Raw genomic sequence first — 25,100 nt, forward strand, 5'->3', positions numbered from 1 at the left:
CTAGACATCGCCCTGAGGGTGGGCCTTGTGTTCCTGATCCAGCCGGTTGACGGCATTGATATAGGCCTTGGCCGAGGCGATCACGATATCGGTATCGGCCCCCTGGCCATTGACGATGCCGCCGTTGCGCTGCAGCCTGACCGTCACCTCGCCCTGGGCATCGGTGCCGCTGGTGATGGCATTGACCGAGTAGAGTTGCAACTCGGCATTGCTCTGCACCATGGACTCGATGGCCTTGAACGCGGCGTCCACCGGACCGCTGCCGGTCGCCTCTCCCGCCATCTCCCGCTCATCCACCGACAGGACCACCCGGGCGTTGGGGGTCTCCCCGGTTTCGGAGCAGACCTTGAGCGAGACCAGCTTAATGTGCTCGTTCTCGGCGCTGAAGCCGGCATCCGACACCAGTGCCTGCAGATCTTCGTCGAAGATCTCGTGCTTCTTGTCGGCCAGGTCCTTGAAGCGGCGGAAGGCGTCATTGATCTCCTCCTCCGAGTCGAAGGTGATACCGAGCTCCTCCAGCCGGGTGCGGAAGGCATTGCGCCCGGAGTGCTTGCCCATCACCATCCGGTTCTTGCTCCAGCCCACATCCTCGGCGCGCATGATCTCGTAGGTTTCGCGGTGCTTGAGCACGCCGTCCTGATGGATGCCCGACTCGTGGGCAAAGGCATTCGCGCCCACGATCGCCTTGTTCGGCTGCACCGGAAAGCCGGTGATCCCCGATACCAGGCGGGAACAGTTGACAATCTGGGTGGTATCCAGGGTGGTGTCGCAGGTGAACAGGTCGCGCCGGGTGCGCACCGCCATCACCACCTCCTCCAGCGAGGCGTTGCCGGCGCGTTCGCCCAGACCGTTGATGGTGCACTCCACCTGGCGCGCGCCCTGGGAGACCGCGGCCAGCGAGTTGGCCACCGCCAGCCCCAGGTCGTTATGGCAGTGGACGGAGAAGATCGCCTTGTCGGCATTGGGGATGCGCTCGAGCAGGGTACGGATGGTCTCGCCAAACTGCTGCGGCAGATTGTAGCCCACGGTATCCGGCACATTGATGGTGGTGGCGCCGGCGGCGATCGCCTGCTCAATGATGCGGCAGAGGAAATCGATCTCGGAGCGGCCGGCATCTTCGGGTGAAAACTCCACATCATCGGTATATTTACGGGCCCGCTTGACCGCCCAGACCGCCTGCTCCACCACCTGATCCGGGGTCATACGCAGTTTCTGCTGCATATGGATCGGCGAGGTGGCGATAAAGGTGTGTATGCGCCCCGAATTGGCCTCCTTCAGTGCCTCGCCGGCGCGATCGATATCGGCCTCGAGGGCCCTGGCCAGGCCACATACGGTGCTCTCCTTGATGGCACGGGCAATCGCCTGCACCGCATCGAAATCGCCCGGACTGGCAATCGGGAACCCCGCCTCGATGATATCCACCCGCATCTTCTCCAACGCCTTGGCGATACGCAGTTTCTCGTCCTTGGTCATGGAGGCCCCGGGACTCTGCTCGCCGTCACGCAAGGTGGTGTCGAAAATGTACAACTTTTCTGGATTGGTCATAATCTGCTCCCGGATAAATTCAGTCGTCAACGTACTGAATCACCCTGTGCTCTATTCTTGAATTCGTTTTGTCTGCGTGCTTGGCCCTCGCCAGGGCGTGTGTCGTGTTATGCCCCACAGGGCAGTAGCAGCAGGGAGAGCGGCAGGAGGGTGTGGCGGGGGCGCACAGAGACACCGGCCCGCTGGGCGGTGTGCTGGCTGGACTGTGCGCTACATGGATTCATCGGTGTCCCGTACCTCGGTTTCGCTCGAATATACCGCAAGGTTTTGCTGTTGCCAAGAGCGGAATGACTGGCGAACCCGGCGCCGTGGACGCCGCGCGCCTCACTCGTCCGGATGCTCCTTGTTCTTGCGCCCCGCATCGCTTCTCTGTGCGGCTTTTCGTTCCGCCCGGCGCTGATGCAGATAGCGCAGGGTCAGCACCGGCCCGGAGACCGCGTAGACCATGAACAGGATAAACAGCACTTTCGACGGCTGACTGATCACCACGGCCAGCACCAGCATCATCACCACCACCGTCATGAAGGGGATCTTGCCCCTGAAGTCGAGCTCCTTGAAGCTGTTGTAACGTACGTTACTGACCATCAGCAGTCCGCAGGCGAGGGTGATGATGCCGGCCAGATAGGAGACATCCACACCCTGGATCTGATATTCGACGGCAACCCAGACACTGCCGGCCAGGACGGCGGCGGCGGCGGGGCTTGGCAGTCCCTGGAAATAGCGCTTGTCGGCCGTGCCGATCTGGGTATTGAAGCGGGCCAGACGCAGGGCCGCGCCGGCGGTATAGACAAAGGCCGCCAGCCAGCCCAGCTTGCCCAGGTGATTCAGTGACCAGACGTAGATCACCAGCGAGGGCGCCAGGCCGAAGGCCACCATGTCGGACAGGCTGTCGTATTCGGCACCGAAGGCGGTCTGGGTATTGGTCATGCGCGCCACCCGGCCATCCAGACCGTCCATCACCATGGCCACGAAGATGGCAATGGCGGCGTATTCGAACTTGCCGTTCATGGCGGCAAGGACGGCATAAAACCCACTGAACAGGGCGGCCGTGGTGAACAGATTGGGTAACAGATAGATGCCACGGCTGCGTTTCTGCGGCAGGGGGGTCTCCGGCATGGGCTGCGTTCCTGTTTGCTTGAAATTGGCCTGATTATAGAGGGTTTGACGGGCAAAGACAGTAACCATCCGGTTCAACCAGCAATTGTGAATATGGCTTTCAATAGCCGTTTAGTTGTCCCAACCCGATTAATAAGGAACCACGGATGGACACAGATTCACACAGAGAGGAAATCAGAATCCTGAATCTGTGTTTATCTGTGTGAATCCGTGGTTCTCCGGGGTTCCGCTCGGCCATCCGCAGGGACAGACCGCTGTGCCTTGCCCGTCCCGGGACAAAGCCGCTCCCAACCTATAAGCGATTGGCCTGCCTTGTTGGCCGATCTTGATGGCGCCTCGAATCCGGCTCCATTTTCTGATTCAAGCCTGCCCTTGTTTGAGCGAAGCGAGTTTGGGCAGGCGCTGAAAATGGGGCCGGATTCGAGGAGACAAGCCATCGTGTGAGGCCGGCAAGGCAGGCCAATCACCCCGTGAGTAACTACCCCTGGACAAAAAAACCGCAGGCCGCGCGAATGGCGACCTGCGGTTGTGGTTCGCGGATACCGTGCCCGGATCAGTTCTTGGACTTGTCCACGATCTTCTTGATCCACGGCATCATGCTGCGCAGACGCTCACCCACCAGCTCGATATCGTGGGCCGCGTTGAGGCGACGCATGGCGGTCATCTCGGGATAATTGGACTGGCCTTCGTTGATGAAGCGCTTGGCGTAGGCACCGGTCTGGATATTCTTCAGACACTCGCGCATCGCCGCCCGGCTCTCGTCGTTGATCACCTTGGATCCGGTCACGTACTCACCATATTCGGCATTGTTGGAGATGGAGTAGTTCATGTTGGCGATACCGCCCTCGTACATCAGGTCGACAATCAGCTTCAGCTCGTGCAGACACTCGAAGTAGGCCATCTCCGGGGCATAACCGGCTTCGGTCAGGGTCTCGAAACCGGCCTTGACCAGCTCCACCGCACCACCGCAGAGTACCGCCTGCTCGCCGAACAGATCGGTTTCGGTCTCGTCCTTGAAGGTAGTTTCGATAATGCCGGTGCGACCACCGCCGATGGCGGAGGCGTAGGAGAGGGCGATGTCCTTGGCCTGGCCGCTGGCATCCTGATAGATGGCGATCAGGTCGGGGATGCCCCCGCCGGCGACAAACTCGGAACGCACGGTATGACCCGGCGCCTTGGGTGCGATCATGATCACATCCAGGTCGGCGCGGGGCACCACCTGGTTGTAGTGAATGGCGAAGCCGTGGGCGAAGGCCAGGGTGGCGCCCTGCTTCAGGTTGGGCTCCAGCTGCTCCCGGTAGAGCACCGACTGGAACTCATCCGGGGTCAGTACCATCACCAGGTCGGCCTCGGCCACCGCCGCTTCCACGCTCTTCACCTGGAGTCCGGCATTCTCCGCCTTGATCGCCGAGGCGGAACCGGTACGCAGTGCGACGGTGACGTCGACACCGGAGTCCTTGAGGTTGTTGGCGTGTGCATGGCCCTGGGAGCCGTAACCTACGATGGTGACCTTCTTGCCCTGGATCAGGGAGAGGTCGGCGTCTTTGTCATAATAAATGTTCATGGTCATTTCAGTAGTACCTTAAAAAATAGCTTCTATCCAGGGACACGCCATCCGGCATGTCAATTCAATGTTGTCGCTCTGTTTGATCCGCTCCGTATCAGAGGCTGAGCCCCTTGGCGCCGCGCGCGATACCGGACGGACCGGTCCGCACCACCTCGACGATCAGGTCCTCTTCCACGGCGTTGACGAAGGCGTCCAGCTTGCTGGCCTGGCCGGTCATCTCGATCAGGTAGCTGGCATCGGTGACATCGATGATCTTGCCGCGGAAGATATCCACCAGGCGTTTGATCTCGTCACGCTGCGACCTTTCGGCCTTCACCTTGATCAGCATCATCTCCCGTTCCACGTGGGGACCCTCGGAGAGATCCAGCAGCTTGACCACCTCCACCAGCTTGTTCAGCTGTTTGGTGATCTGCTCGATGATGTTCTCATCCCCGCGGGTCACCAGGGTCATGCGCGACAGCGAGGCATCCTCGGTCGGCGCCACGGTCAGGGATTCAATATTGTAGCCACGGGCAGAAAACAGCCCGGCCACCCGCGAGAGCGCCCCGGCTTCATTCTCCATCAGAATTGATATTATATGTCTCATGGTTAGACCAGCTCACTTTTCGGCGGGAGATACATCTCATGGTGGCCCTTGCCCGCCTCGATCATCGGGTAGACATTTTCCGTAGGATCTATCACCACATCCATAAACACCAGGCGATCCTTCAGGTCGAAGGCCTCTTGCATCGCCCCTTCCAGGTCTTCCGGCCGCTCCACCTTCATCCCCACGTGCCCGTAGCTTTCGGCCAGTTTCACAAAGTCCGGCAAGGCATCTACGTAGGAGTGGGAGTAGCGTCCGTCATAGAAAAACTCCTGCCACTGGCGCACCATGCCCATATAGCCGTTGTTCAGCAGCAGTATCTTGATTGGTAGGTCATGCTGCTTGCAGGTGGCCAGCTCCTGGATGCACATCTGCACACTGGCCTCGCCGGTCACCAGCGCCACATCGGCGCCGGGGTGGGCGATCTGGATACCCATGGCGGCGGGCAGACCGAAACCCATGGTGCCAAGGCCGCCGGAATTGACCCAGCGGCGGGGCTTGTCGAAGCCGTAGAACTGGGCCGCAAACATCTGGTGCTGGCCCACGTCCGAGGCGACAAAGGCGTCACCCCGCGTCACCTTGTGCAGGGTCTCAATGGCAAACTGCGGCTTGATCTGCGCATGGGTACGGTCGTAACTGAGGCATTCCGCGCCACGCCAGCCGTCGATCTGCTGCCACCATTTCTTCAAAGCGGCGCTGTTGGGGCGTTTCTTGCCCTCCTTCAGCACCGTCAGCATATCCTGCAACACCGATTTCACCGGCCCCACGATCGGCACATCCACCCGCACGTTCTTGGAGATGGACGAGGGATCGATATCCACATGGATGATCTTGGCATTGGGGCAGAAGTGGGCGATATGTCCGGTGACCCGGTCATCGAAGCGCGCCCCGATGGCAATCAGCACATCGGTGTCGTGCATGGCCATGTTGGCCTCGTAGGTGCCGTGCATGCCCAGCATGCCGATGAACTGCTTGTCACTGGCCGGGTAGGAGCCGAGACCCATCAGGGTATTGGTGATCGGAAATCCCAGCTCCCGGGTCAGCTCCCGCAACTCCTCGCTGGCATCGCCCAGCACCACTCCGCCACCGGTGTAGAACACCGGACGCTCGGCACTCAGCATCAGGCCGACCGCCTTCTTGATCTGCCCCAGGTGTCCCCTGAGCACGGGGCTGTAGGAGCGCATCTTGATCTTCTTCGGATAGTCGTAAGGGATTTTCTTGTTGGGATCGGTAATATCCTTGGGGATATCCACCACCACCGGGCCGGGCCGGCCGGAGGTGGCGATATAGAACGCCTTCTTCATGGTCTCGGCGATATCCCTGACATCCTTGATCAGGAAGTTGTGCTTCACACAGGGACGGGTGATCCCAACCGTGTCCACCTCCTGGAAGGCGTCGCTGCCGATGAACGGGGTTGGCACCTGGCCGGTCAGCACCACCATGGGAATGGAATCCATGTAGGCCGTGGCGATACCGGTCACGGCGTTGGTCGCACCCGGTCCCGAGGTCACCAGGGCTACGCCCGGCTTGCCGGTGGAACGGGCATAGCCATCCGCCGCATGGGTTGCCGCCTGCTCATGCCGGACCAGAATATGCTTGACGAAATCCTGCTGGAACAGTGCGTCATATATATGGAGCACCGCCCCGCCAGGATAACCAAACACATGCTCAACGCCTTCGTCTTTCAGACACTGAATGACGATCTCGGCACCACTCAATTCCACAAATAACCTCCCAACCAACCGGGTTACTGGTCTTTACCGCGCCGGCCGGCACAATGTACAAGGGAAAAATCGAACGGTACAAATTACCCACATACGACAGGCAGGTCAAGCCACGGAATGCGATCGGTCAAGCCCGACAGAGTATTGACTCAATCGGCAAGCCTGTTTTTGAGAAATCGATCCTTGCTGACCCCGAACGCAAACCCTACAATGACGACGAGCTCTTCTCACACTATAAACTAGGGATGATGCGCATGATTATCCGAATACTGTTGCCCGTGGTGCTTGCAATCTCCTGGATTGGGGTGGCCGATGCCCGGATGTATCGCTGGATTGATGAGGATGGTACCACCGTCTATTCGCAGTCCCCACCGGCCTCCGGCGAAGCCGCTGAGATAAAAATCAACACCTCCACGGCACCCACCGGGAACAAGTCCGAAGACGAGACGCCCGCCGCCTCCGATAACCCGTCACTGGCGGACACACAGAAGCCGGCCGAGGGTCCCAGCAAGGCGGAGATCGCGGAGTCCAACAGGATAAAGTCGGAGAACTGCGCCTCCGCCCGCCACAACCTCGACCTGTACAGCAATCTTGGCAATCGACTGGTGAAGACGCCGGACGGCCTCTATAAACGCCTCACCGAGGAGGAGCGCCAACAGAAGATCACCGACAGCAAGACGCAGATCGGCGAATTCTGCGGCAAATAATCGGATTGGGATATTTCCTACAAGGCGATCGTGTTCCCCCTACATACGACACCGCTCGACATGGCCATACTGCAGTCACCGTCAACAGGGAAGACCAAGGATCGGTGATACTCTTCAAGGATGGGTGAAAGGATACCGCTTTCTGCCAAAAGAATTCGACGGTAACCCCGAAGGCATGGATGTCTTCGGGGTTTTAATTTGCCCGGAACAATGAGGGGTCGGAGTCAGGCCGGGCAACCGTCTGCTCGAAGCCCTAATGGGCGGGCGGCCTGACTCCGACCCCTGATGTTGTAATTTGCCCGGAACAAAGCGCCCCTACTCGGGCCGGCCAATGAAGTAGCCCTGGGCGCCGTCCACATGCAGCGATGGCAGGATCTTCCAGACCGATTCGGTCTCCACCGCCTCCGCGATCACCACAATCTCCAACCCATGGGCGATCTCCGCCAGGGCCTGCACAAAGAACTGATTATCGCTGTTTTCCTCGATGGAGCGCATGAAACTGCCGTCGATTTTCAGATAGTCAACCTTCAGCGAGCGCAGATAGGCCAGGGAACTGAAGCTCCTGCCGAAGTGGTCGATCGAGAGTTTCGCGCCATAGCCGGCGAGCAACCCCAGCAGCGCCGTCACCCGATCGATGAACGACACCACCCCGTACTCGGGCAGCTCAAAGATGAGCCGCGAAGCATGGTCACGGTGTTCGGCCAGTTGGCCCGACAACCACTCGACAAAGCCATCCGTCGAGATCGATTGGAGCGACAGGTTCACCGCATAGCGGGTCTGCTCATCCGCCGAGTCCCGCAACTGCCGCAACAGCCGGCTGATCACCGCCTTATCGATATCCACCGCCATCCCCAGACTCTCCACCTGGGGCATGAACAGGCCGGCGGTCAGCAGTCTGGAATGATCGGGGTTTTCAAGGTCCTGGGGTATCCTGACCAGTACCTCCTGGTGCAACAACTGCCGGTCTCCACACGCAACCACCGGCTGATACTGCAGGCGTATCCGGTCACGTTCCACCGCCTCGCCGATGAACTCGCGCCACTCGGCGGCACCCCGCACCCGAACGACTTCAGTGGCGTCCAGACGACTGAAATGCCAGCCATTCGCCCCCTGGCGCTGGGCGCTGCGCAACGCCATATCGGCTTCCGCCAACAGCTCCGAGGCGCTCTGGCGGCCGTCGAACCAACCGATACCGACATGTCCCACATCCGGATTATCCAGTTTGCCGGTGGCGTACAGCCCGGCCAGCGCCGCCACCAGCTGTTCCGCCAGCGGTACTACCTGATCATCCGCGCACTCTTCGACCAGCAATGCGAAATCGGCACCCGCCAGGTGGGCGAGCTGGCTTCTGGGCCACTGTTTCGAAACCTTTTCCAGCTCCCTCGCGGCGGCCTCCAGCAAGGCATCGCCGGCACTGTACCCGCGCTCGTCGTTATAGCGCTTGAAATCCTTCAACTGCACCAGACAGAGCAGTCCGTGAGAAAACTCCTCGGTCGAATCGATCTGGTTTACCAGCAGATCCATAAAAAAGCGCTTGTTGGCCAGGCCGGTCACCGGGTGCTGGTAGGCCTGCCGCCTGAACCCGGCGGCCAGGCGCTCCAGTTCGTCCAGCATCTGCCGCACCTTGGCCGACATGCGGTTCATCGCCTCGACGATGCGCCGGATATCGGGCGTCCTGGGCAACGGCTCAAGGATGGGGAACTCGCGGTTACAGATGGCATCGGCCTGTCCCTCGACGGATTTGAGGGGACGCAATACCCGCTTCAGCAGCAGCACCCCAATCAACAGCGCGATGGCGGCGCTGACCAGGAACCAGCGCAGCATGCCGGCAATGTTCTGCCACAGCTGGCGGTAGGCGTAGCCGGGATGACTGCGGACCAGTACCTGGCCGCGCTGCACCCAGCCATCCATCAGGGCTGCCGTGCCCTCGGGCGTGGTCAACGGCAGGGCATCGATAAACCACTCGGGCACACCCTCGAGTTGCACCGGCAACACCCGGTCGACCAGGGGCTTGCCCTGCATGTCCTCGATCCGGATCGAGCGATAGAAACCCCGGTCGAATATGGCGTCGGTCATTGAGGTGATGGTGGCGAGATCCCGCTCCGCCAGGTAGGGCGAAATCGAGAGACCGAGCGAGGTGGCGGCATCCTGGGCGTGCGACTCCAGCTGCTTCTCCAGATAGTCGCGGGTATTGTGCACCGAGATCAGGAAGGTCCCGAGAAAGACCAGCAGCAGCAGGGCGGCGATCAGCGCCATCAGTTGTTTTGACAAGGTCATAATAGTGTCCGCGGGTTGCGCACCCCGGGCCTCCACCTGTTGTTTTTAAGTTGTTTTGTGTGAACACGCGTCATTGTGCCATCTCCCGCGCCATTCTCGCCTTCAGGTCCTGCCACAGACTGATGCGGCTGGACGATCCCACCTTCTCGCCCCGCCCGCGGCTCTTGGCCAGCCACAGGCCCTCGGCGTTGAAGCTGTAGACCGGCGCCAGATCCCCGCGCTTGTCGGCGGAGAGGATCTGGCCATTGAGATTATCCAGCACCAGGGGCACCCCGCCCGCCTCCGGGTAGTAGGTCAACACCATGTGCGCCTGATCCAGTTCCAGCGCCTTGACATACATAATGCGCATCTTCTCTTCCGGCACGCCCATCTCCCGCAGAGTGAAGTATTTGGCGATGGAGTAATCCTCGCAGTCGGCCTGGCCCTTGCCCAAGGCTTCCACCGGGGTGGCCCAGTAATCGTCCTTGCCCCAGATATTGAGGTCCGATCGGTAGGTCAGCTGATTGAAGAAGTCATTCACCAGGATCAGCTTTTCGGCTTCGCTGCCGCCCTGATGACGCTCCATCAGCGCCTGCCACTCGGTCATCCTGCGCGCCGCCGGTTCGCCGTATTTCTGCCTGGCCCACTGGATCAGCGCCGTACTGACCAGGGCCTCACCCGCCACCAAGCCGCACAGCAGGAGCGCCAGGGCCAATACCACCCCGCGGGTCCGATACCAGCGGCATCCGGAGCGAGGGTGATTGAGTCGGCCTGTGGCTGGTGTGATTGGCAAAGGGCTACCGTTGGCGATATCTGATTCCAGTAGTGTTTTTCGGCCGCTCCGGGAAATGCTGTAGCGGCGACGAACAAAGATCGGACTCTATAAGATTGTCGTTATTCATTTGTCCCGATCATGGCATACCGTTAGAATAAGCGCATTTTGCACCATACCCCCCTTGGACACCGGACATGCGCACATCCCAATTTCCCCTTCAGACCATCAAGGAGACCCCCTCCGACGCCGAGATCAGCAGTCACCAGTTGATGCTCCGGGCCGGCATGATCCGCAAGCTCGCCGCCGGGCTCTATACCTGGCTGCCACTGGGCCTGCGGGTGCTGCGCAAGGTCGAGGCCATCGTGCGCGAGGAGATGGATCGCTCCGGCGCCCTGGAGGTGCTCATGCCCTCCATCCAGCCGGCCGAGCTATGGCAGGAGTCGGGACGCTGGGAACAGTACGGCCCGGAGCTGCTGCGTCTCAGCGACCGGCACAAGCGGGCCTTCTGCTACGGCCCCACCCATGAGGAGATCATTACCGATCTGGCGCGGAACGAGCTGCACAGCTACCGGCAGCTGCCGATCAACTTCTATCAGATCCAGACCAAGTTCCGCGACGAGATCCGGCCCCGTTTCGGGGTGATGCGCGCGCGCGAGTTCCTGATGAAGGACGCCTACTCCTTCCACATCGACCAGGCCTCGCTGCAGCAGACCTACGACCTGATGCACCAGACCTACAGCCGCATCTTCAGCCGTTGCGGCCTGGACTTCCGCGCGGTACAGGCGGACAGCGGCAGTATCGGCGGCAGCGCCTCGAAAGAGTTCCACGTATTGGCCGACTCCGGCGAGGACGCCATCGCCTTCTCCACCGAAAGCGATTATGCCGCCAATATCGAGACCGCGGAAGCGGTGGCGCTGGGCGACACGCGCCCGGCACCGGGCGAGGAGCTGCGGCTGGTCGACACCCCCGATACCCGGACCATCCAGGACCTGGTGGAGCGCTTCGGTCAACCGATCGAGAAGACCGTCAAGACTTTGATCGTGGCGGCGGCCGAGGGGCAGGCGTCGGCCTACGTCGCCCTGCTGGTGCGGGGTGATCACGAACTGAACGAGATCAAGGCGGAGAAACTGCCCGAGGTCGCCGCGCCGCTCACCTTCGCTAGCGAGGAGCAGATCCGCGAGAGCATCGGCGCCGGGCCCGGTTCACTGGGGCCGCTCAACCTGCCGATCCCCTGCATCATCGACCGCACTGTCGCCCTCATCGCCGATTTCAGCGCCGGCGCCAACCAGGACGACAAACACTACTTCGGCATCAACTGGGAGCGCGACCTCCCCACCCCCCAAGTGGCCGATATCCGCAACGTCCGCGAGGGGGACCCCAGTCCCGACGGCAAGGGCGTACTGACCCTCGCCCGGGGTATCGAGGTGGGGCACATCTTCCAGCTGGGCAACAAGTACAGCGAGGCGATGAAGGCCAGCGTCCTGGACGAAAACGGCCGCAGCCTGATCATGGAAATGGGCTGCTACGGCATCGGCGTCTCGCGCGTGGTGGCGGCGGCGATCGAACAGAATCACGACGCCAGGGGGATCATCTGGCCGGCGGCCATCGCCCCCTTCCAGGTGGCCCTCTGTCCGATGAAGATGGATAAATCGCATCGGGTACGCGAGGCGACCGAACAGCTCTACCAGACCCTGACCTCGGCCGGTATGGAAGTGCTGCTGGACGATCGCGGCGCCCGCCCCGGCGCCATGTTTGCCGACATGGAGCTGATCGGCATACCACACCGCATCGTGATCGGCGAGCGTAGCCTGGACGAGGGCAGGCTGGAGTACCGCGGCCGCACCGACAGCGACAACCGCCTGATCGAGATAGAGCGGATATTACCCTTCCTGCAGGAACAATTGAGCCCACGAAACTGAAGCGGCATGCGTCAGCAGTGTGCCCCGATCCTGAAAAACCTAGAGAAACTGGATTCATGGCAAAAGTAGAAAGCTTTACAAAAGATCAGCTGCTGGAGTGCGGCCACGGCAGAATGTTTGGCGAGGGCAACGCCCAGCTGCCGGTCCCCAACATGCTGATGATGGACCGGATCACCCACATTTCCGATGAGGGCGGGATATATGGCAAGGGGGAGATTCAGGCGGAACTGGACATCACGCCGGATCTCTGGTTTTTCGCATGCCACTTTCCCGGCGATCCGGTGATGCCGGGGTGCCTGGGGCTGGACGCCATGTGGCAGGCGGTCGGCTTCCATCTCGCCTGGCTGGGCAATCCGGGACATGGCCGGGCGCTGGGTGTGGGTGAGGTGAAATTTACCGGCCAGGTCCTGCCCACCGCCAACAAGGTGACCTATCAGATCGACCTGAAGCGGGTCATCACCCGCCGCCTGGTGATGGGCGTCGCCGACGCCGTGATGAAGGTGGATGGACGGGAAATCTATACCGCAAAGGACCTGCGAGTCGGCCTGTTCGTCTCCACCGACAACTTCTGATCCCGCCACGGGCGCCCGAGTGAGCCGGATCCCTCTCCGTAGGCGGGATCCGGCCCGCGATTTTTCCTTTCCGCGAAAAAACTTGCGCTGCGCATCAGTCCTGATCGATGCGGTTCATTTCACTCAACGCATCCTGCGTGACTGCTCAAAATTCCCGTTCTGTAGCCTGGATGGAGCCCGCTCCATGGGAGCATAACCGGCGCACCGCCCCCGACGGGCGGAATCCAAGCCGAGCCGCCGGTCTGGCGGGGAACAGGAAGTAAATGTGACGCGGTTCGCAAAAAAGCAGGTTTCAGAGGGAAAATCCCCTTACCGGACATTAATTGCAGCGTCCATCACACCCATATCTGATACAAATTTACCGCTCATGACTTAATATTCAGCTATATCGGTCGAAACCTGTTTCTATATGGCCCAAGATATCGTCAAACTCATTAGTCAGAAACCTGAATCCGGCCGGCACCCAGGGGCGCTGAGGATTCTGCAGATCACTGACTGTCATCTGCATGCCAATACCGAGTGGAAGCTTGCAGGCATCAATACCCAGATCAGCTTTGACTGGGTGATGTCGCTGGCTGAACAACAGAAAGCCCAGACCGATCTATTGCTGTTGACCGGCGACCTGGTCCATGACGCCTCCCCCATCGGTTACCGGAGACTCCGGCAGCGGGTGCAGGAGTTCGGTGTCCGGGCCTGCTGCCTGCCGGGAAATCATGACAAACCGGAGACGCTCAACGCGCACATGCGGGGCGGCCTGGTGGATGTTCCCAAACAGGTGAAGCTCGGCAACTGGCTGATCATACTGCTCGACTCCACCCAACCCCATTTAGAGGGCGGGCACCTGAGTGAGCGGGAGTTGCGGACCCTGGATAAACTGCTGCGCGATAATCCGGACCGGCACGCGCTGATCGCCCTGCACCATCACCCGATACCTATCAACAGCGCCTGGATGGACGAGATGGTGCTGGACAATCCGCGGCCGTTCCTCTCCCTGCTCGAGCGGCATGACAATGTGAAGGGGGTGATTTGGGGCCACATCCATCAGACCTTCGAGACCGATCACCACGGGATCAGGATGCTGGGGACCCCCTCCACCTGCATCCAGTTCATCGAGAATCAGGATACATTCGGTATCAGCACAGCACCGCCAGGATTTCGCTGGCTGGAACTGCAGCCCGATGGCCGCATCGACACCGGTGTTGAACGAATAGCCGCCCTGCCCCCCGGCCTGGACCTCAAAACCGCCGGTTACTGAACCGGAACCCCGCCCCCGACAAGCAGCTCCCGACAGCGACAGCCGCCCCTTTTTCCAGTTATGATAGCCCCAACAAGAACCGGAGTGCCTGCTCATCCGGTCATTTCTATGGAGTATAACCATGCAAAGGTCCAGCCTCGGCGCCTGCTGCCTCGCACTGGTAATGAGCACCACACGGGGGGATGAATTGCCCGGCGCCGCAGCCGGCAACGGCTGGCGACCCCTCGATGCTCCCCCGGCCTATCAGCCATCCGTAACATCGAGCCCTACGGATATCCCGCTGCCGCAACAACCGCCCAATCCGGCCGCCGCCGGGTATCCCGCCGACAGCTATCCGGCCCCGGGGACCGATGCGCCCGTCGATATCCCCTCTGGTATCCCCTACAGTGGCGCTTTTCCACCCGACGGGGTGGCGGGAGCACCCCCTTACGGCTACACCTATGGCGAGCAGGACCCCTATGGCTCCTATCCGCCACCCTACCCAGCGACAGATTATCCCGGGGATTGGAGCACGCCGGTTGCACCCGGCTACCCGTACGGTTACTACCCGACACCCGCCTATGGATCTCCCTACCCCTATCAGGAGGAAACCGCGCCGGCATACACCCCCGATGGCGTACCGCCGGGCTACACCTATCCGCCAGGCTATGCCGATGGTTATGGGGGTTATGGCTATGGAGAGGGGTATCCGGGACCCGCAGGGCCGGCACCGGGTTACACTCCAGATTACTATCCGGGCGATTACTATCCGGGGAATCAGGGCGGCTACGCCACCCCACCGTCCCAACAGCTCCAGCCGATACCGGGATATGAGCCCTGGCTGCCGCCCGACTATCCGCAGGGCGGGGAGTCCGGCTATCCGGGCTATGCACAACCACTGAACCGCCCGCCGGAACGGCACCAACCCCAGCCATCTCCGGCGCACTCCCCGTCTCGCTCCACAGCGAACGACCAGCAGCAGAACGCATGGCGCCCAACGAGCCGTGGCGGCACCCCGATACCACCTGCCCCGGCTCAGGACGGCGGCTACAAGGTAAATGGCGCCCCGGCCGTGTTCAGGCCCTGGAGCGATCCGGTTCCGGAGACAGGGTCCGAGCCTCTCCCGAAATAGCGTCGCCGGTACTTAGGGCTCGCGCAAGAATAATTTCGCAGTACCGAGGGCGTCGCCGGGTTACCCTGGGCGCCACGCTGGCAAGGCACGCTTTGCAGACAATGGCCGCTCCCGGCCATTGCATCCTCGGCTCCGTAAACGGTACATCCCTGTACCACTCCTCATGGCCTCCGCGGCATAAGTCCATCCCTGGACAAACCCGTTCCCTTGCCAAAAAGTGTAACGCCGCCAGCGGGGTTCAGTGACGACCGAATACCGAAACTTATTTTGGCGCGAGCCCTTAATCTATGGTGAAATCCGCCAGTTCACGAAGGGGGACCGGTTCACTGGAAACCCCCTCCACCCTGGCGTTAGGGGGTCCGCGGGTCAGCCAGCCGCGCAACTGATCGACCGCTTCCACTTCGCCGCAGGCCAACACCTCGACCCGGCCATCGGCCAGGTTCCTGGCATATCCGGTAATCTTCAGTCGCTCGGCCTCAAACCGCGTCGAGGCCCGAAAGAACACCCCCTGAACCCTGCCCGAAACCCGATATCGCATACAGATCGTCACTGGACAACTCCTGCTTCTGTTGTTTTCCCCGCCCGAATGCCGACCTGCTGTTCGATCAGTTGTTCGATCATCCCGGCGGTGAGGCTGCCGATATGCCGGCTGACAATCTCCCCCTCCGGCGAGATGAGCAGCGAGGTGGGTAGTGCCGCCACCCTTCCCAGGGGAGTATAGCCATCAACCGGCGCCAGCAGTATGGGGTAACTGATGAACATCTCCTCGACAAATTCGCTGAGCCGCGGTGGTTCCAGGTCATCCATATTGATACCCACCACCTGTGCGTCCCGCTCCTTGTGCGCCAGATGAAAAAGCTCCAGCTCCGGCATCTCCGCAATGCAGGGTGGACACCAAGTAGCCCAGAAGTTTACCAGCAGCCACTTGCCGCGAAACTCCGACAGCGACCGATCCCTGCCCGCCAGATCGGGCAGGGTGACATCCACCGCCTGGACAGCGGAGGTGAAGAGCATCAACAGCACGGCCCACTTTAGCCGCGTTCTATTAATAAGCACACCCATCGAAGCTGTTTCAACCCCCGTGGTTTGGTTACAATGGACGGCCACAAGCCGGACAGGAGCTGAGATTACCATGACGGTAAAGATCTATCACAATCCACAATGCAGCAAATCCCGCCAGACCCTGCAGATCCTGGAAGGGGAAGGGGTGGAGGCCGAAGTGATCGAGTATCTGAAACAGCCGCCCAGCCGGGAAGAGCTGATCGGCATCCTCAAGGCGCTGGGGCTGAAACCGCGTGAGCTGATGCGCCGCGGCGAGGCCGAGTACCAACAGGCCGGGCTGGATAATCCCGAGTTGTCGGATGAACAGCTGATCCAGGCCATACTGGACCACCCGCGGCTGATCGAACGGCCGATCGTGGTGAAGGATGGCAAGGTGGTGATCGGACGTCCGCCCGAGCGCGTACTGGACATACTCTGATGGCTGACATACTGGTGCTTTACTACAGCCGCTACGGCGCCACCGCCGCCATGGCCCGGCAGATCGCCCGCGGGGTCGAAGAGGTGGCGGGTATGCAGGCCAGGCTGCGCACTGTGCCGCCGGTCTCCGCGGTCTGCGAAGCGACCGAACCGGCCGTCCCCGACAGCGGCGCCCCTTACGCCACCCTGACCGACCTGGAATCCTGCGCCGGACTCGCCCTGGGCAGCCCGACCCGATTCGGCAACATGGCCGCGCCGCTGAAGCATTTTATCGACAGCACCAGCTCCCTCTGGCTGAGCGGTGTCCTGGTCGGCAAACCGGCGGCGGTATTTACCTCCACCTCCAGCATGCACGGCGGCCAGGAGACCACCCTGATCTCCATGATGCTGCCGCTGCTGCATCACGGCATGTTGCTTGCCGGGCTCCCCTATACCCAGACCGAACTGCTGCACACCGCTTCCGGCGGCACGCCCTACGGCCCGAGTCACCTGGCCGGTGTCGACAGCAAACTGCCGCTCACCGAAGATGAGCAACAGCTCTGCCGCGCCATGGGTAAAAGAGTGGCCGCCATCGCCAGTAAACTGACCACGCCCTGATCCATGTCGAAGCAACTCGCCCTCGGACTCACCCTGCCGGAGAGTACCGGCCTTGAGAGCTACCTGCCGGCCTCCAATCAACAGGCGGTATCCGATCTGGCCGCCTGCGCCGGGGGAACGGGCGAACCGTTCATCTACCTCTGGGGAGCGCCGCAGACCGGCAAGAGCCACCTGCTGCAGGCCGCCACGCAGCTGGCCGACCAGGCCGGACGGAGCGCCCTGTATATACCGCTCGACCAGGCCACCCAGCTGTCGCCGGCGATCTTCGACGACCTGGAGCAGTTGGACCTGATCTGTCTGGACGTAGTGGAAGGGATAGCCGGTAATGCCGACTGGGAACAGGCCCTCTTCGGTCTGTTCAACCGGCTCAGGGAACGGGAGAAATCCCTCCTGGTTGCCGCCCGCTGCAGCCCGCTGAATCTGCCGATCAGGCTGCCCGACCTGGTCTCCCGCCTGAGCTGGGGTCTCTGTTATCAACTGCATCCGCTGAACGACCAGGACAAGATTCAGGCATTGACCGTGGTGGCGGCCCGCCGCGGCCTGCCGTTGAGCGATGAGACCGCCCGGTACATCCTGCGCCATACCCAGCGTGACATGGGGTCGTTGCGACGGCTGCTGAAACGGCTCGACCAGGCGTCGCTGGAGGCGAAGCGCGGGCTGACCATTCCGTTCATCAAGGCCTTCCTGGAACAGCAGGCCGACCAAGGTTTTTCCTGACCTGATGATGGCTGGGCCTACTCTTCATCCACAAATGCCGATGAACACGCGTGTAGGATGGGTGGAGGCGCGGCACCCTTGTTGACGGCTGTTCGCGGCGCTCGGGCGCGCCGTAACCCATCTTCGGATGCGGATGCAGGTGCGCGATGGGTTGCGCGCCGGAGACGGAGCCGGCGGAGAGTTCATGGGGGCGCTCCACCCATCCTACTCCCGGATGCAGTCCGGCCCACTTATGGGTAAAGGGCAGGGCTGGGCTGGATGGCTAACCAGCCAGTTGGTTATTGACCGTCTCAGTGGTCCTTCTGGTGCGCCATGGCCAACCGACTCCAGACCCAGACATAGTTGACCCCGCTGGCGAGCGTGGTCGCCATCACCACCCAGACCAGGCTGTCGAGCAGCACGCCGGGCAGCGTCACCAGTCCGCGGTCCAGCACCACCGCCAGCACCAGTACGATCTGGGAAAAGGTGTTGATCTTGCTGATCAGGCTGGGGCTGGCGGTCAACTCCATCACCCGGAAATGGTAGACCAGGGCGCCGGTCACGATCACCAGATCGCGCAGGATCACCAGCATCACCAGCCAGACCGGGATGATATCGATCAGCGCCAGGGTCAGATAGCTGGAGACCAGCAACACCTTGTCCGCCAGCGGGTCCAGCAGCCCCCCGAGCTGGCTCTGCCAACCGTAGTGTTTGGCCAGATAGCCATCCAGGCCATCCGAGATACCGGCGACGGCAAACAACACCAGTGCCACACCGAACTGCTGCTCCAGCAACATCCAGACAATCGGCACCGACATGAAGATACGCAATATACTGATCAGATTAGGTATATCTTCGCGTTTCAGCATCGCTACCCTGTCGCCCTGAAAGACTCGTCGATTATGCCGAGGTTATCGCATACGGTAGAAGAGATCGACTCCCTCCACCAGCGACTGCGTCGCATCCGGCAGATCGGTGACCGGTTCGATCACGCCCCCCAGCGCCAGTCCCTGCTCCAGGACCTGGATACCGCCGCGTACCTGCAACTCAAAAATCACCGCGTCCGGCTCAACGGCGACCATATCGGCCCGCTCGACCGAACTCTGGGACTGGAGCAAACGTCCCACCCCGGCATACTGCACCAGCGCCGTCACCCCACTCACCCGCAGCCTGATCGGGGACAGATTCGCCTCCCCGCCCACCGGCGCATAGCGCTCCGCAAGCAGATCGCCCACATGCTGCGCCCCTTCACGGGCCAGGTCGACGGGATCGCCACCCTCATCACTCCAACTGGTGGTGCGGTTCCCATGATAGAGACGCCAGGTCACACGCCACAGACGCCCGGAGAGCTGGGTCATCCGGCCGGTTACGATCAGATCGGGTGTATAGCGCTGCGAGGCGCGACGGATATTCTGTTCGAAATCACCCCAGAGATCGGCGACCTGCACAGCGGCCTGATCCTCCAGATCCATCAACGGCAGGAGCAACGGGACACCGCGCTGCTCTGCGGTCACCGTCATGGCATCGATCAGGGCGGCATCCAGCTCGGGACGCATCACCCGGCGCTGCCCCTGGCTCTCGATGCCGAGCCAGACCAGGCCGGAGGGGCGATTCCTCCCCCACACCGGTAGCCGACGCTCCCGCAGCAGGCGCTGCACGGCGGCGCTATCGAACTGCACGGTCAACAGACGGGAGGCCTCCCCACTGTCCACTGCCCCATCCTCCGCGGCCGGGGGTTCGGCGGCGGATGACCGGCCGGCGCCCAGCCGATAGCGGAACTGCTGTACGTAACGGGTCGCCTGGGCGATATCCTCCTGCAACTCGGGGCGCTGGGGCACGGTCCGGTTGCCCGTCACCTTGATCAGCATCCGGGCAAAGGCGCGACGGATTCCATCGGTCCGCTGCTCCACGGATTGCCCCGCTACCGGCACCTCCGCACTGTACAACCCGGTTACCTGGCCGGCCGTGGCGGCCGGACCATACCCCATGCACAGCCACAAGAGCAGTAGCTGAATTGATTTTACCAAGCGATGCGTGCGCTTCGATGAACAACTGGACATGTAATTTAGAATCCGACTGGCGTGATAATCCGGTCGATTCTAGCCTGACCCCAGCCGCAAATCCATTCGCACCCCCGGGACCGCCCGATGTCACCCGGTTAGCGGCCGGAAAAAACACCCGTCATCCGTTCCAGTGGTATAATTCCGCTCCTTTTGCCTGATCCCGGCCAGTGGATTTGGTAGACTCAACAACTGCAGCACGTTCTCTTAGGAGTGATCAGTGGATCAGAACAAGACCGATTCCGCCTCTCTGAGTTACCGGGACGCCGGTGTCGATATCGATGCCGGAAACAGCCTGGTCGAGCGGATTAAACCCATAGTGAAAAACACCTTCAGACCCGGCGTCATGACCGGCCTGGGGGGATTCGGGGCGCTCTTCGAGCTGCCGCTGGACCGCTACCGGGAGCCTGTACTCGTCTCCGGCACCGATGGCGTGGGAACCAAGCTGCGCCTGGCGCTGGCCCTGCAGAAGCACGACACCATCGGCATCGATCTGGTGGCCATGTGCGTCAACGACATCATCGTCACCGGTGCCGAACCGCTGTTCTTCCTGGACTATTACGCCACCGGGCACCTCGACGTGGACGTCGCCAGCAGCGTGATCGCGGGCATTGCCGAGGGTTGCCGGCTCTCCGGCGCCGCCCTCACCGGCGGCGAGACCGCCGAGATGCCTGGCATCTATGCGGCAGGCGATTACGATCTGGCCGGCTTCTGTGTCGGCATTGTGGAAAAATCCCGCATCATCCAGCCGGACCGGGTACAGCCCGGCGATGTGCTGCTGGGGCTCGCCTCCTCCGGCCCCCACTCCAACGGCTACTCGCTGGTGCGCAAAATCCTCGAGGTCTCGGGCGCGGATCTGCATCAGCCTCTGGGTGACACAACCCTGGGCGAGGCCCTGCTCACCCCGACCCGGATTTACGTGAAGTCGCTGCTGGCGCTGCACCAGGCGATCGATATTCACGCCATGGCGCACATCACCGGCGGCGGGCTGCCGGAGAACCTGCCCCGGGTCCTGCCGCAGGGCACCCGCGCCGTGATCGACGGCGGCTCCTGGGAGCGGCCGGCGGTGTTCCAATGGCTGCAGGCGCAGGGCAATGTGGTGGAATCGGAGATGCTGCGCACCTTCAACTGCGGCGTCGGCATGGTGGTCTGTGTCGCCGAGGGGGACGCCGACCGGGCCATCGCGCTGCTGCAGGCCCAGGGGGAATCCGCCTGGAGACTGGGCCGCATCGAAGCCCATGACGGGGCGCCGAGCGTGGAACTGACCGCGTGACCGAACAGCGGAAACTCCCCATTGTGGTGTTGCTCTCCGGCAGCGGCAGCAACCTGCAGGCGATTATCGACAGCGCCGCGGGCGGACTTCCGGTGGAAATACGCGGGGTGGTCAGCAACCGGGCCGACGCCTTCGGCCTGGAGCGGGCCCGCCAGGCGGCCATCCCCACCCGGGTGCTCGATCACACCGGCTACCCGGACCGGGCGGCCTACGACCGGGCACTAATGGGGTTGATCGATGAATACCAGCCGGCCCTGGTGATCCTGGCCGGCTTCATGCGCATCCTGACACCGGACTTCGTCAAGCACTTCCAGGGACGGCTGCTGAATATTCACCCCTCCCTGCTGCCAAAGTATCGGGGGCTGCACACCCATCAGCGCGCACTGGAGGCGGGAGATCGGGTGCACGGCGCCAGTGTCCACCTGGTCACCGAGGAGCTGGACGGCGGCCCGGTGATTCTGCAGGTGCGCGTACCGGTGGAGGCGGGAGATGACGAAGCTACCCTAGCGGCCCGGGTACTGACCCAGGAGCACCGCATCTATCCAGCCGTGATTCGCTGGTTCGCCGAGGGACGGCTGCGGGTGAACCAGGGCGGGATCGAGCTGGATGGAGAAACACTGCAGGGACCGATTGTCATGGAATTCAACCAGGTAACGGTCGGATGAACGTGCGCTGGGTTGGCCTGTTGTTGACGACCTTGGCCCTGTCGCCACCCGGAACTGCCGGGGCGGAAACCGCGCAGCAACTCAGACCCTTCAGTGCCGAATACCGCGTCAGCATGGGGAGCATGGTCATCGGCCGGGCCAACATCACCCTGCGCCTCTCCAGCGAAGGCCGTTATACCTATCGGGCCTACACCACCCCGGTGGGCCTGGCGGCGGTATTCCGCAACGATGAAATCACCGAACAAAGCCAGGGCCGGGTGGTCAACAACAGCATCATCCCCAGCCGCTACTTGTACACCCACAAGCGGCCCAAGCGCACCCGCCAGGTGAACCTCGACTTCGATTGGCAAGCCGGCAAGGTGGCGAACCAGAGTGCCGATTCCCATTGGACCATGGAGATTCCCGAGGGAACCCAGGACAAGTTCAGCCAGCAGCTGGCGCTGATGCTGGCGCTTTATCGGGGTAACAAGGCAGCCGAATACCAGGTGGCCGACGGCGGGCTGCTCAAGCGCTATCGCTACACCGAGGTCAGCCGGGGACCGGTCGCCACGGAGTCGGGTGAGTACCAGGCCATCAAGCTGGCCAGGAACAAGGATGACCGTCCCTCCCGGGCCACGCTCTGGTTCGCCCCCGACCTGAACTTCCTGCCGGTGCGGATCGCCAAGCATGAAAAGGACGGCGACTACGTGATGGAGCTGGTCTCGGTCACCTGGCAGGACGGGGAGAGTTGAAAGGGTTAAACCTAAATTCCTCTATTTAACCGCTAAGAACGCAAAGAACACGAAGAAAAACTACGATCGAATGGCACTAAGTTAAGCCCAGAGCCCCCGTCATCCCGGCGAATGCCGGGATCCAGAACCCGCATCCGCGGTGAATTCATGGATTCCATCCTCAGGTCCGTAAACGGTGCATCCCTGCACCACTCCTCCGGCCTGCGTCGGAATGACGAAAAAATGGATTCCTGCCTTAGCTTAGTGCCATTCAATCAACAATCCGTATTCTCCCGGTCTTTCATTTGCCGACTTGGGTAGAAATGTAGGTAAGCCATTGTATCCCTTTGCGTACTTTGCATTCTTCGCAGTTAAGATGAGGTTTTCAGATGGTAATTACTCACCCGGTCTGAAAGTGATTGGCCTGCCTGGTTGGCCGATCTTGATGGCGCCTCGAATCCGGTCCCTTTTTCAGATTCAAGCCTGCCCTTGTTTGAGCGCAGCAAGTTTTGTCCACGGATGGACTTATGCCGCGGAGGCCATGAGGAGTGGTACAGGGACGTACCGGTTACAGAGCCGAGGATGCAATGGCCGGGAGCGGCTTGGGCAGGCGCTGAAAAAGAGGGTGGTTTCGAGGATACAAGCCATCACGCGAGGCCGGCAAGGTAGGCCCATCACCCCGTGAGTAGTTACTTCAGATTAAATCAATCGCGCCGCAACAACCGGCTCATCACCGATTTGAAAAAGCCGCCCGGCGCCACAGTGATGCGGGCGTCGTCCACGTTGATCTGTTCCAGATCGTAGCTGCTATACTCGACCCCCGCCTCCTGGTACATCTCCTGGGAGAGCTTCAGGTCGTCGGCCCAGCGGGAGAGAAAATCCTCGCTGGGTGAGATGCAGACGATCCGCCCGACCTCCTCCTGGATCAGCTTCGAGGCGCAGCGGGGACAGGGGGGATGGGTGACATAGACGGTGCAGCCGGTGAGATCCCGCTTGGCGAAGATCATGGCATTCTCTTCCGCATGGATAGTCAGATTGAGCTTGCAGTTGCGATCGGCAAGGCGCTCGCTGCGATCCTCCACCCCCGCGGCAAAGCCGTTATAGCCGACCGAGACGATGCGGTTGCCATCGGTGATCACCGCACCCACCTGGGAAGAGGGGTCCTTGCTCCAGGCGGAGATATGGGCCGCCAGCCCCAGGAAACGGGTATCCCATTTGACACTCATTCAGGTCGCCTCACTGGAGATTGGTTGGTGTTTGACCGGGATTGAGAAACAGCCGTGGTGGCGGCAACAAATGCCACCACGGCGGGTGCACTCAGTTGTTCTGGATCACGATATTGGGGAACTTGGCCGCATAGCTCTTGGACTGCAGGGCCAGAATGGCCGTGGTCTTGCGGGCGATCTCGCGATAGATCTGGGAGATGCGCGCATCCGGATCGGCCACCACGGTCGGCTTGCCGCCATCGGTCTCCTCGCGGATGCGGATATCCAGCGGCAGGGCACCGAGGAAATTGACCCCGTACTGCTCGGCCATGAGCCGACCACCGCCCTCGCCGAAGATGTGCTCCTCATGGCCGCAGTTGGAGCAGATGTGGGTACTCATGTTCTCCACGATACCCAGCACCGGCACCTCCACCTTCTCGAACATCTTGAAGCCCTTGCGCGCATCCAGCAGAGCGATGTCCTGGGGGGTGGTCACGATCACGGCACCCGACACCGGCACCTTCTGCGCCAGGGTCAGCTGGGTATCACCGGTACCCGGCGGCAGGTCGATAATCAGGTAATCCAGGCTGTCCCAGTTGGTGTCATTCAGCAGTTGCTCCAGCGCCTGGGTGACCATGGGTCCGCGCCAGATCATCGGCGTCTCCTCGTCGATCAGGAAACCGATGGACATGGCCTGGATACCGTAATTCTCCATCGGCTCCAGACTCTTGCCGTCCTTCGATTCCGGTTGCCCCGAGACGCCCAGCATGCGCGGCTGCGAAGGCCCGTAGATATCCGCATCCAGCAGCCCCACCTTGGCGCCCTCCGCCACCAGCGCCAGCGCCAGGTTGACCGCGGTGGTGGACTTGCCGACGCCGCCCTTGCCGGAGGCGACGGCGATGATGTTCTTCACGTTGTCGATCGGCTTGAGTGATTTCTGCACCGAGTGGGCGGTGATCTTCCAGTCGACATCCACCGCAACCGCGGTGACGCCCGCCACGGCGGTAATCCGTGCCTTCAGCGCATCGGCCAGTTCATCTCTGAAGCCCTTTGCCGGAAACCCCAACTCGACGGCCACCTTCACGGCCCCGCCATCGATCTCGATCCCCTTGATAGACTTGGCACTGACCAGATCCTTGTCCAGGTGGGGCTCGATGTAGCCCTTGATTGCCTCTTCGATCAACTCTTTCGTTACTTCAGCCATTGCATGCTCCTACGAGATGGCCTCGCAGGGAGGCCGCAAATTCGGGTGATGATGGCCGCGCATTCTACATTAAAAAATGCT

The 25,100-nt window shown here is 61.5% G+C and carries 24 protein-coding genes; 11 read left to right on the plus strand and 13 right to left on the minus strand.

Annotation, left to right across the window (positions count from 1 at the left end):
- From NPX02_RS00390 to NPX02_RS00410, 5 genes are all read right to left on the minus strand, one after another.
- Nucleotides 1–1,545, minus strand: a complete 1,545-nt coding sequence (locus NPX02_RS00390) for a 2-isopropylmalate synthase (protein WP_260291128.1) — start codon at nucleotides 1,543–1,545, stop codon at nucleotides 1–3.
- Between the two features lie 324 nt (nucleotides 1,546–1,869).
- On the minus strand, nucleotides 1,870–2,661 hold the full coding sequence (gene pssA / locus NPX02_RS00395; protein WP_260291129.1) for a CDP-diacylglycerol--serine O-phosphatidyltransferase: 792 nt from the start codon (nucleotides 2,659–2,661) through the stop codon (nucleotides 1,870–1,872).
- A 553-nt stretch (nucleotides 2,662–3,214) separates the two neighbouring features.
- Nucleotides 3,215–4,225, minus strand: a complete 1,011-nt coding sequence (ilvC, locus tag NPX02_RS00400) for a ketol-acid reductoisomerase (protein ID WP_260291425.1) — start codon at nucleotides 4,223–4,225, stop codon at nucleotides 3,215–3,217.
- Between the two features lie 97 nt (nucleotides 4,226–4,322).
- Nucleotides 4,323–4,814: an acetolactate synthase small subunit gene (ilvN, locus tag NPX02_RS00405; RefSeq protein WP_260291131.1), complete on the minus strand. Its 492-nt coding sequence runs from the start codon at nucleotides 4,812–4,814 to the stop codon at nucleotides 4,323–4,325.
- 2 nt (nucleotides 4,815–4,816) lie between these two features.
- Nucleotides 4,817–6,535, minus strand: coding sequence for an acetolactate synthase 3 large subunit (locus NPX02_RS00410; protein ID WP_260291132.1), 1,719 nt, complete (start codon nucleotides 6,533–6,535; stop codon nucleotides 4,817–4,819).
- A gap of 254 nt (nucleotides 6,536–6,789) precedes the next feature.
- Here NPX02_RS00410 and NPX02_RS00415 point away from each other — a divergent pair, with 254 nt between their 5' ends.
- Nucleotides 6,790–7,242, plus strand: a complete 453-nt coding sequence (locus NPX02_RS00415; protein ID WP_260291133.1) for a DUF4124 domain-containing protein — start codon at nucleotides 6,790–6,792, stop codon at nucleotides 7,240–7,242.
- A 315-nt stretch (nucleotides 7,243–7,557) separates the two neighbouring features.
- Here NPX02_RS00415 and NPX02_RS00420 read toward each other — a convergent pair whose 3' ends face one another.
- The gene (locus NPX02_RS00420; RefSeq protein ID WP_260291135.1) at nucleotides 7,558–9,519 is read right to left on the minus strand and encodes an EAL domain-containing protein; all 1,962 of its coding nucleotides are present in this window, start codon (nucleotides 9,517–9,519) and stop codon (nucleotides 7,558–7,560) included.
- 70 nt (nucleotides 9,520–9,589) lie between these two features.
- On the minus strand, nucleotides 9,590–10,213 hold the full coding sequence (locus tag NPX02_RS00425; protein WP_335342494.1) for a transglutaminase-like cysteine peptidase: 624 nt from the start codon (nucleotides 10,211–10,213) through the stop codon (nucleotides 9,590–9,592).
- Nucleotides 10,214–10,467: 254 nt separating this feature from the next.
- On the opposite strand from NPX02_RS00425, the gene NPX02_RS00430 reads away from it, so the two are divergent.
- From NPX02_RS00430 to NPX02_RS00445, 4 genes are all read left to right on the plus strand, one after another.
- The gene (locus NPX02_RS00430; protein WP_260291136.1) at nucleotides 10,468–12,192 is read left to right on the plus strand and encodes a proline--tRNA ligase; all 1,725 of its coding nucleotides are present in this window, start codon (nucleotides 10,468–10,470) and stop codon (nucleotides 12,190–12,192) included.
- A gap of 56 nt (nucleotides 12,193–12,248) precedes the next feature.
- Nucleotides 12,249–12,764, plus strand: coding sequence for a 3-hydroxyacyl-[acyl-carrier-protein] dehydratase FabA (fabA, locus tag NPX02_RS00435; RefSeq protein ID WP_260291139.1), 516 nt, complete (start codon nucleotides 12,249–12,251; stop codon nucleotides 12,762–12,764).
- A 409-nt stretch (nucleotides 12,765–13,173) separates the two neighbouring features.
- Nucleotides 13,174–14,019 (plus strand): 3',5'-cyclic-AMP phosphodiesterase, encoded by an 846-nt coding sequence (gene cpdA, locus NPX02_RS00440; protein WP_260291140.1) that lies wholly within the window; start codon nucleotides 13,174–13,176, stop codon nucleotides 14,017–14,019.
- Between the two features lie 121 nt (nucleotides 14,020–14,140).
- Nucleotides 14,141–15,130, plus strand: a complete 990-nt coding sequence (locus NPX02_RS00445) for a hypothetical protein (protein WP_260291141.1) — start codon at nucleotides 14,141–14,143, stop codon at nucleotides 15,128–15,130.
- Between the two features lie 280 nt (nucleotides 15,131–15,410).
- On the opposite strand, the gene NPX02_RS00450 is transcribed toward NPX02_RS00445, so the two are convergent.
- Nucleotides 15,411–15,668 (minus strand): acylphosphatase, encoded by a 258-nt coding sequence (locus tag NPX02_RS00450; protein ID WP_260291427.1) that lies wholly within the window; start codon nucleotides 15,666–15,668, stop codon nucleotides 15,411–15,413.
- A gap of 8 nt (nucleotides 15,669–15,676) precedes the next feature.
- Nucleotides 15,677–16,144: a TlpA family protein disulfide reductase gene (locus tag NPX02_RS00455; RefSeq protein ID WP_260291428.1), complete on the minus strand. Its 468-nt coding sequence runs from the start codon at nucleotides 16,142–16,144 to the stop codon at nucleotides 15,677–15,679.
- Nucleotides 16,145–16,262: 118 nt separating this feature from the next.
- On the opposite strand from NPX02_RS00455, the gene arsC reads away from it, so the two are divergent.
- The 3 genes from arsC to hda are packed head-to-tail and all read left to right on the plus strand — an operon-like array spanning nucleotide 16,263 to nucleotide 17,923.
- On the plus strand, nucleotides 16,263–16,610 hold the full coding sequence (arsC, locus tag NPX02_RS00460) for an arsenate reductase (glutaredoxin) (RefSeq protein ID WP_260291142.1): 348 nt from the start codon (nucleotides 16,263–16,265) through the stop codon (nucleotides 16,608–16,610).
- Complete coding sequence (gene wrbA, locus NPX02_RS00465) at nucleotides 16,610–17,206, plus strand: NAD(P)H:quinone oxidoreductase (RefSeq protein WP_260291143.1); 597 nt, start codon at nucleotides 16,610–16,612, stop codon at nucleotides 17,204–17,206. Before arsC ends, wrbA begins: the two co-directional genes overlap by 1 nt.
- A 3-nt stretch (nucleotides 17,207–17,209) precedes the next feature.
- Nucleotides 17,210–17,923: a DnaA regulatory inactivator Hda gene (gene hda / locus NPX02_RS00470; protein ID WP_260291144.1), complete on the plus strand. Its 714-nt coding sequence runs from the start codon at nucleotides 17,210–17,212 to the stop codon at nucleotides 17,921–17,923.
- A 290-nt stretch (nucleotides 17,924–18,213) separates the two neighbouring features.
- Here the strand turns inward: hda and NPX02_RS00475 are convergent, their stop codons facing one another.
- On the minus strand, nucleotides 18,214–18,771 hold the full coding sequence (locus tag NPX02_RS00475) for a CDP-alcohol phosphatidyltransferase family protein (protein ID WP_335342495.1): 558 nt from the start codon (nucleotides 18,769–18,771) through the stop codon (nucleotides 18,214–18,216).
- A 42-nt stretch (nucleotides 18,772–18,813) separates the two neighbouring features.
- Nucleotides 18,814–19,890: a DUF2066 domain-containing protein gene (locus NPX02_RS00480; protein ID WP_260291145.1), complete on the minus strand. Its 1,077-nt coding sequence runs from the start codon at nucleotides 19,888–19,890 to the stop codon at nucleotides 18,814–18,816.
- Between the two features lie 292 nt (nucleotides 19,891–20,182).
- On the opposite strand from NPX02_RS00480, the gene purM reads away from it, so the two are divergent.
- From purM to NPX02_RS00495, 3 genes are read left to right on the plus strand one after another with little or no spacing between them, the layout of a single operon-like run.
- Complete coding sequence (gene purM / locus NPX02_RS00485) at nucleotides 20,183–21,235, plus strand: phosphoribosylformylglycinamidine cyclo-ligase (protein WP_260291146.1); 1,053 nt, start codon at nucleotides 20,183–20,185, stop codon at nucleotides 21,233–21,235.
- The gene (gene purN / locus NPX02_RS00490) at nucleotides 21,232–21,900 is read left to right on the plus strand and encodes a phosphoribosylglycinamide formyltransferase (protein WP_260291147.1); all 669 of its coding nucleotides are present in this window, start codon (nucleotides 21,232–21,234) and stop codon (nucleotides 21,898–21,900) included. Before purM ends, purN begins: the two co-directional genes overlap by 4 nt.
- A complete protein-coding gene (locus tag NPX02_RS00495; RefSeq protein WP_260291148.1) occupies nucleotides 21,897–22,631 on the plus strand; it encodes a DUF3108 domain-containing protein in 735 nt (244 codons plus the stop codon). Before purN ends, NPX02_RS00495 begins: the two co-directional genes overlap by 4 nt.
- Before the next feature lie 683 nt (nucleotides 22,632–23,314).
- On the opposite strand, the gene NPX02_RS00500 is transcribed toward NPX02_RS00495, so the two are convergent.
- Together NPX02_RS00500 and apbC are read right to left on the minus strand one after the other, a co-directional pair.
- Nucleotides 23,315–23,836 (minus strand): deoxycytidylate deaminase, encoded by a 522-nt coding sequence (locus tag NPX02_RS00500; RefSeq protein WP_260291149.1) that lies wholly within the window; start codon nucleotides 23,834–23,836, stop codon nucleotides 23,315–23,317.
- 91 nt (nucleotides 23,837–23,927) lie between these two features.
- The gene (gene apbC, locus NPX02_RS00505) at nucleotides 23,928–25,019 is read right to left on the minus strand and encodes an iron-sulfur cluster carrier protein ApbC (protein WP_260291150.1); all 1,092 of its coding nucleotides are present in this window, start codon (nucleotides 25,017–25,019) and stop codon (nucleotides 23,928–23,930) included.
- Between the last annotated feature and the right edge of the window lie 81 nt (nucleotides 25,020–25,100).

The sequence above is a fragment of the Sedimenticola hydrogenitrophicus genome (assembly GCF_025175675.1).
GTDB lineage: Bacteria > Pseudomonadota > Gammaproteobacteria > Chromatiales > Chromatiaceae > Sedimenticola > Sedimenticola hydrogenitrophicus.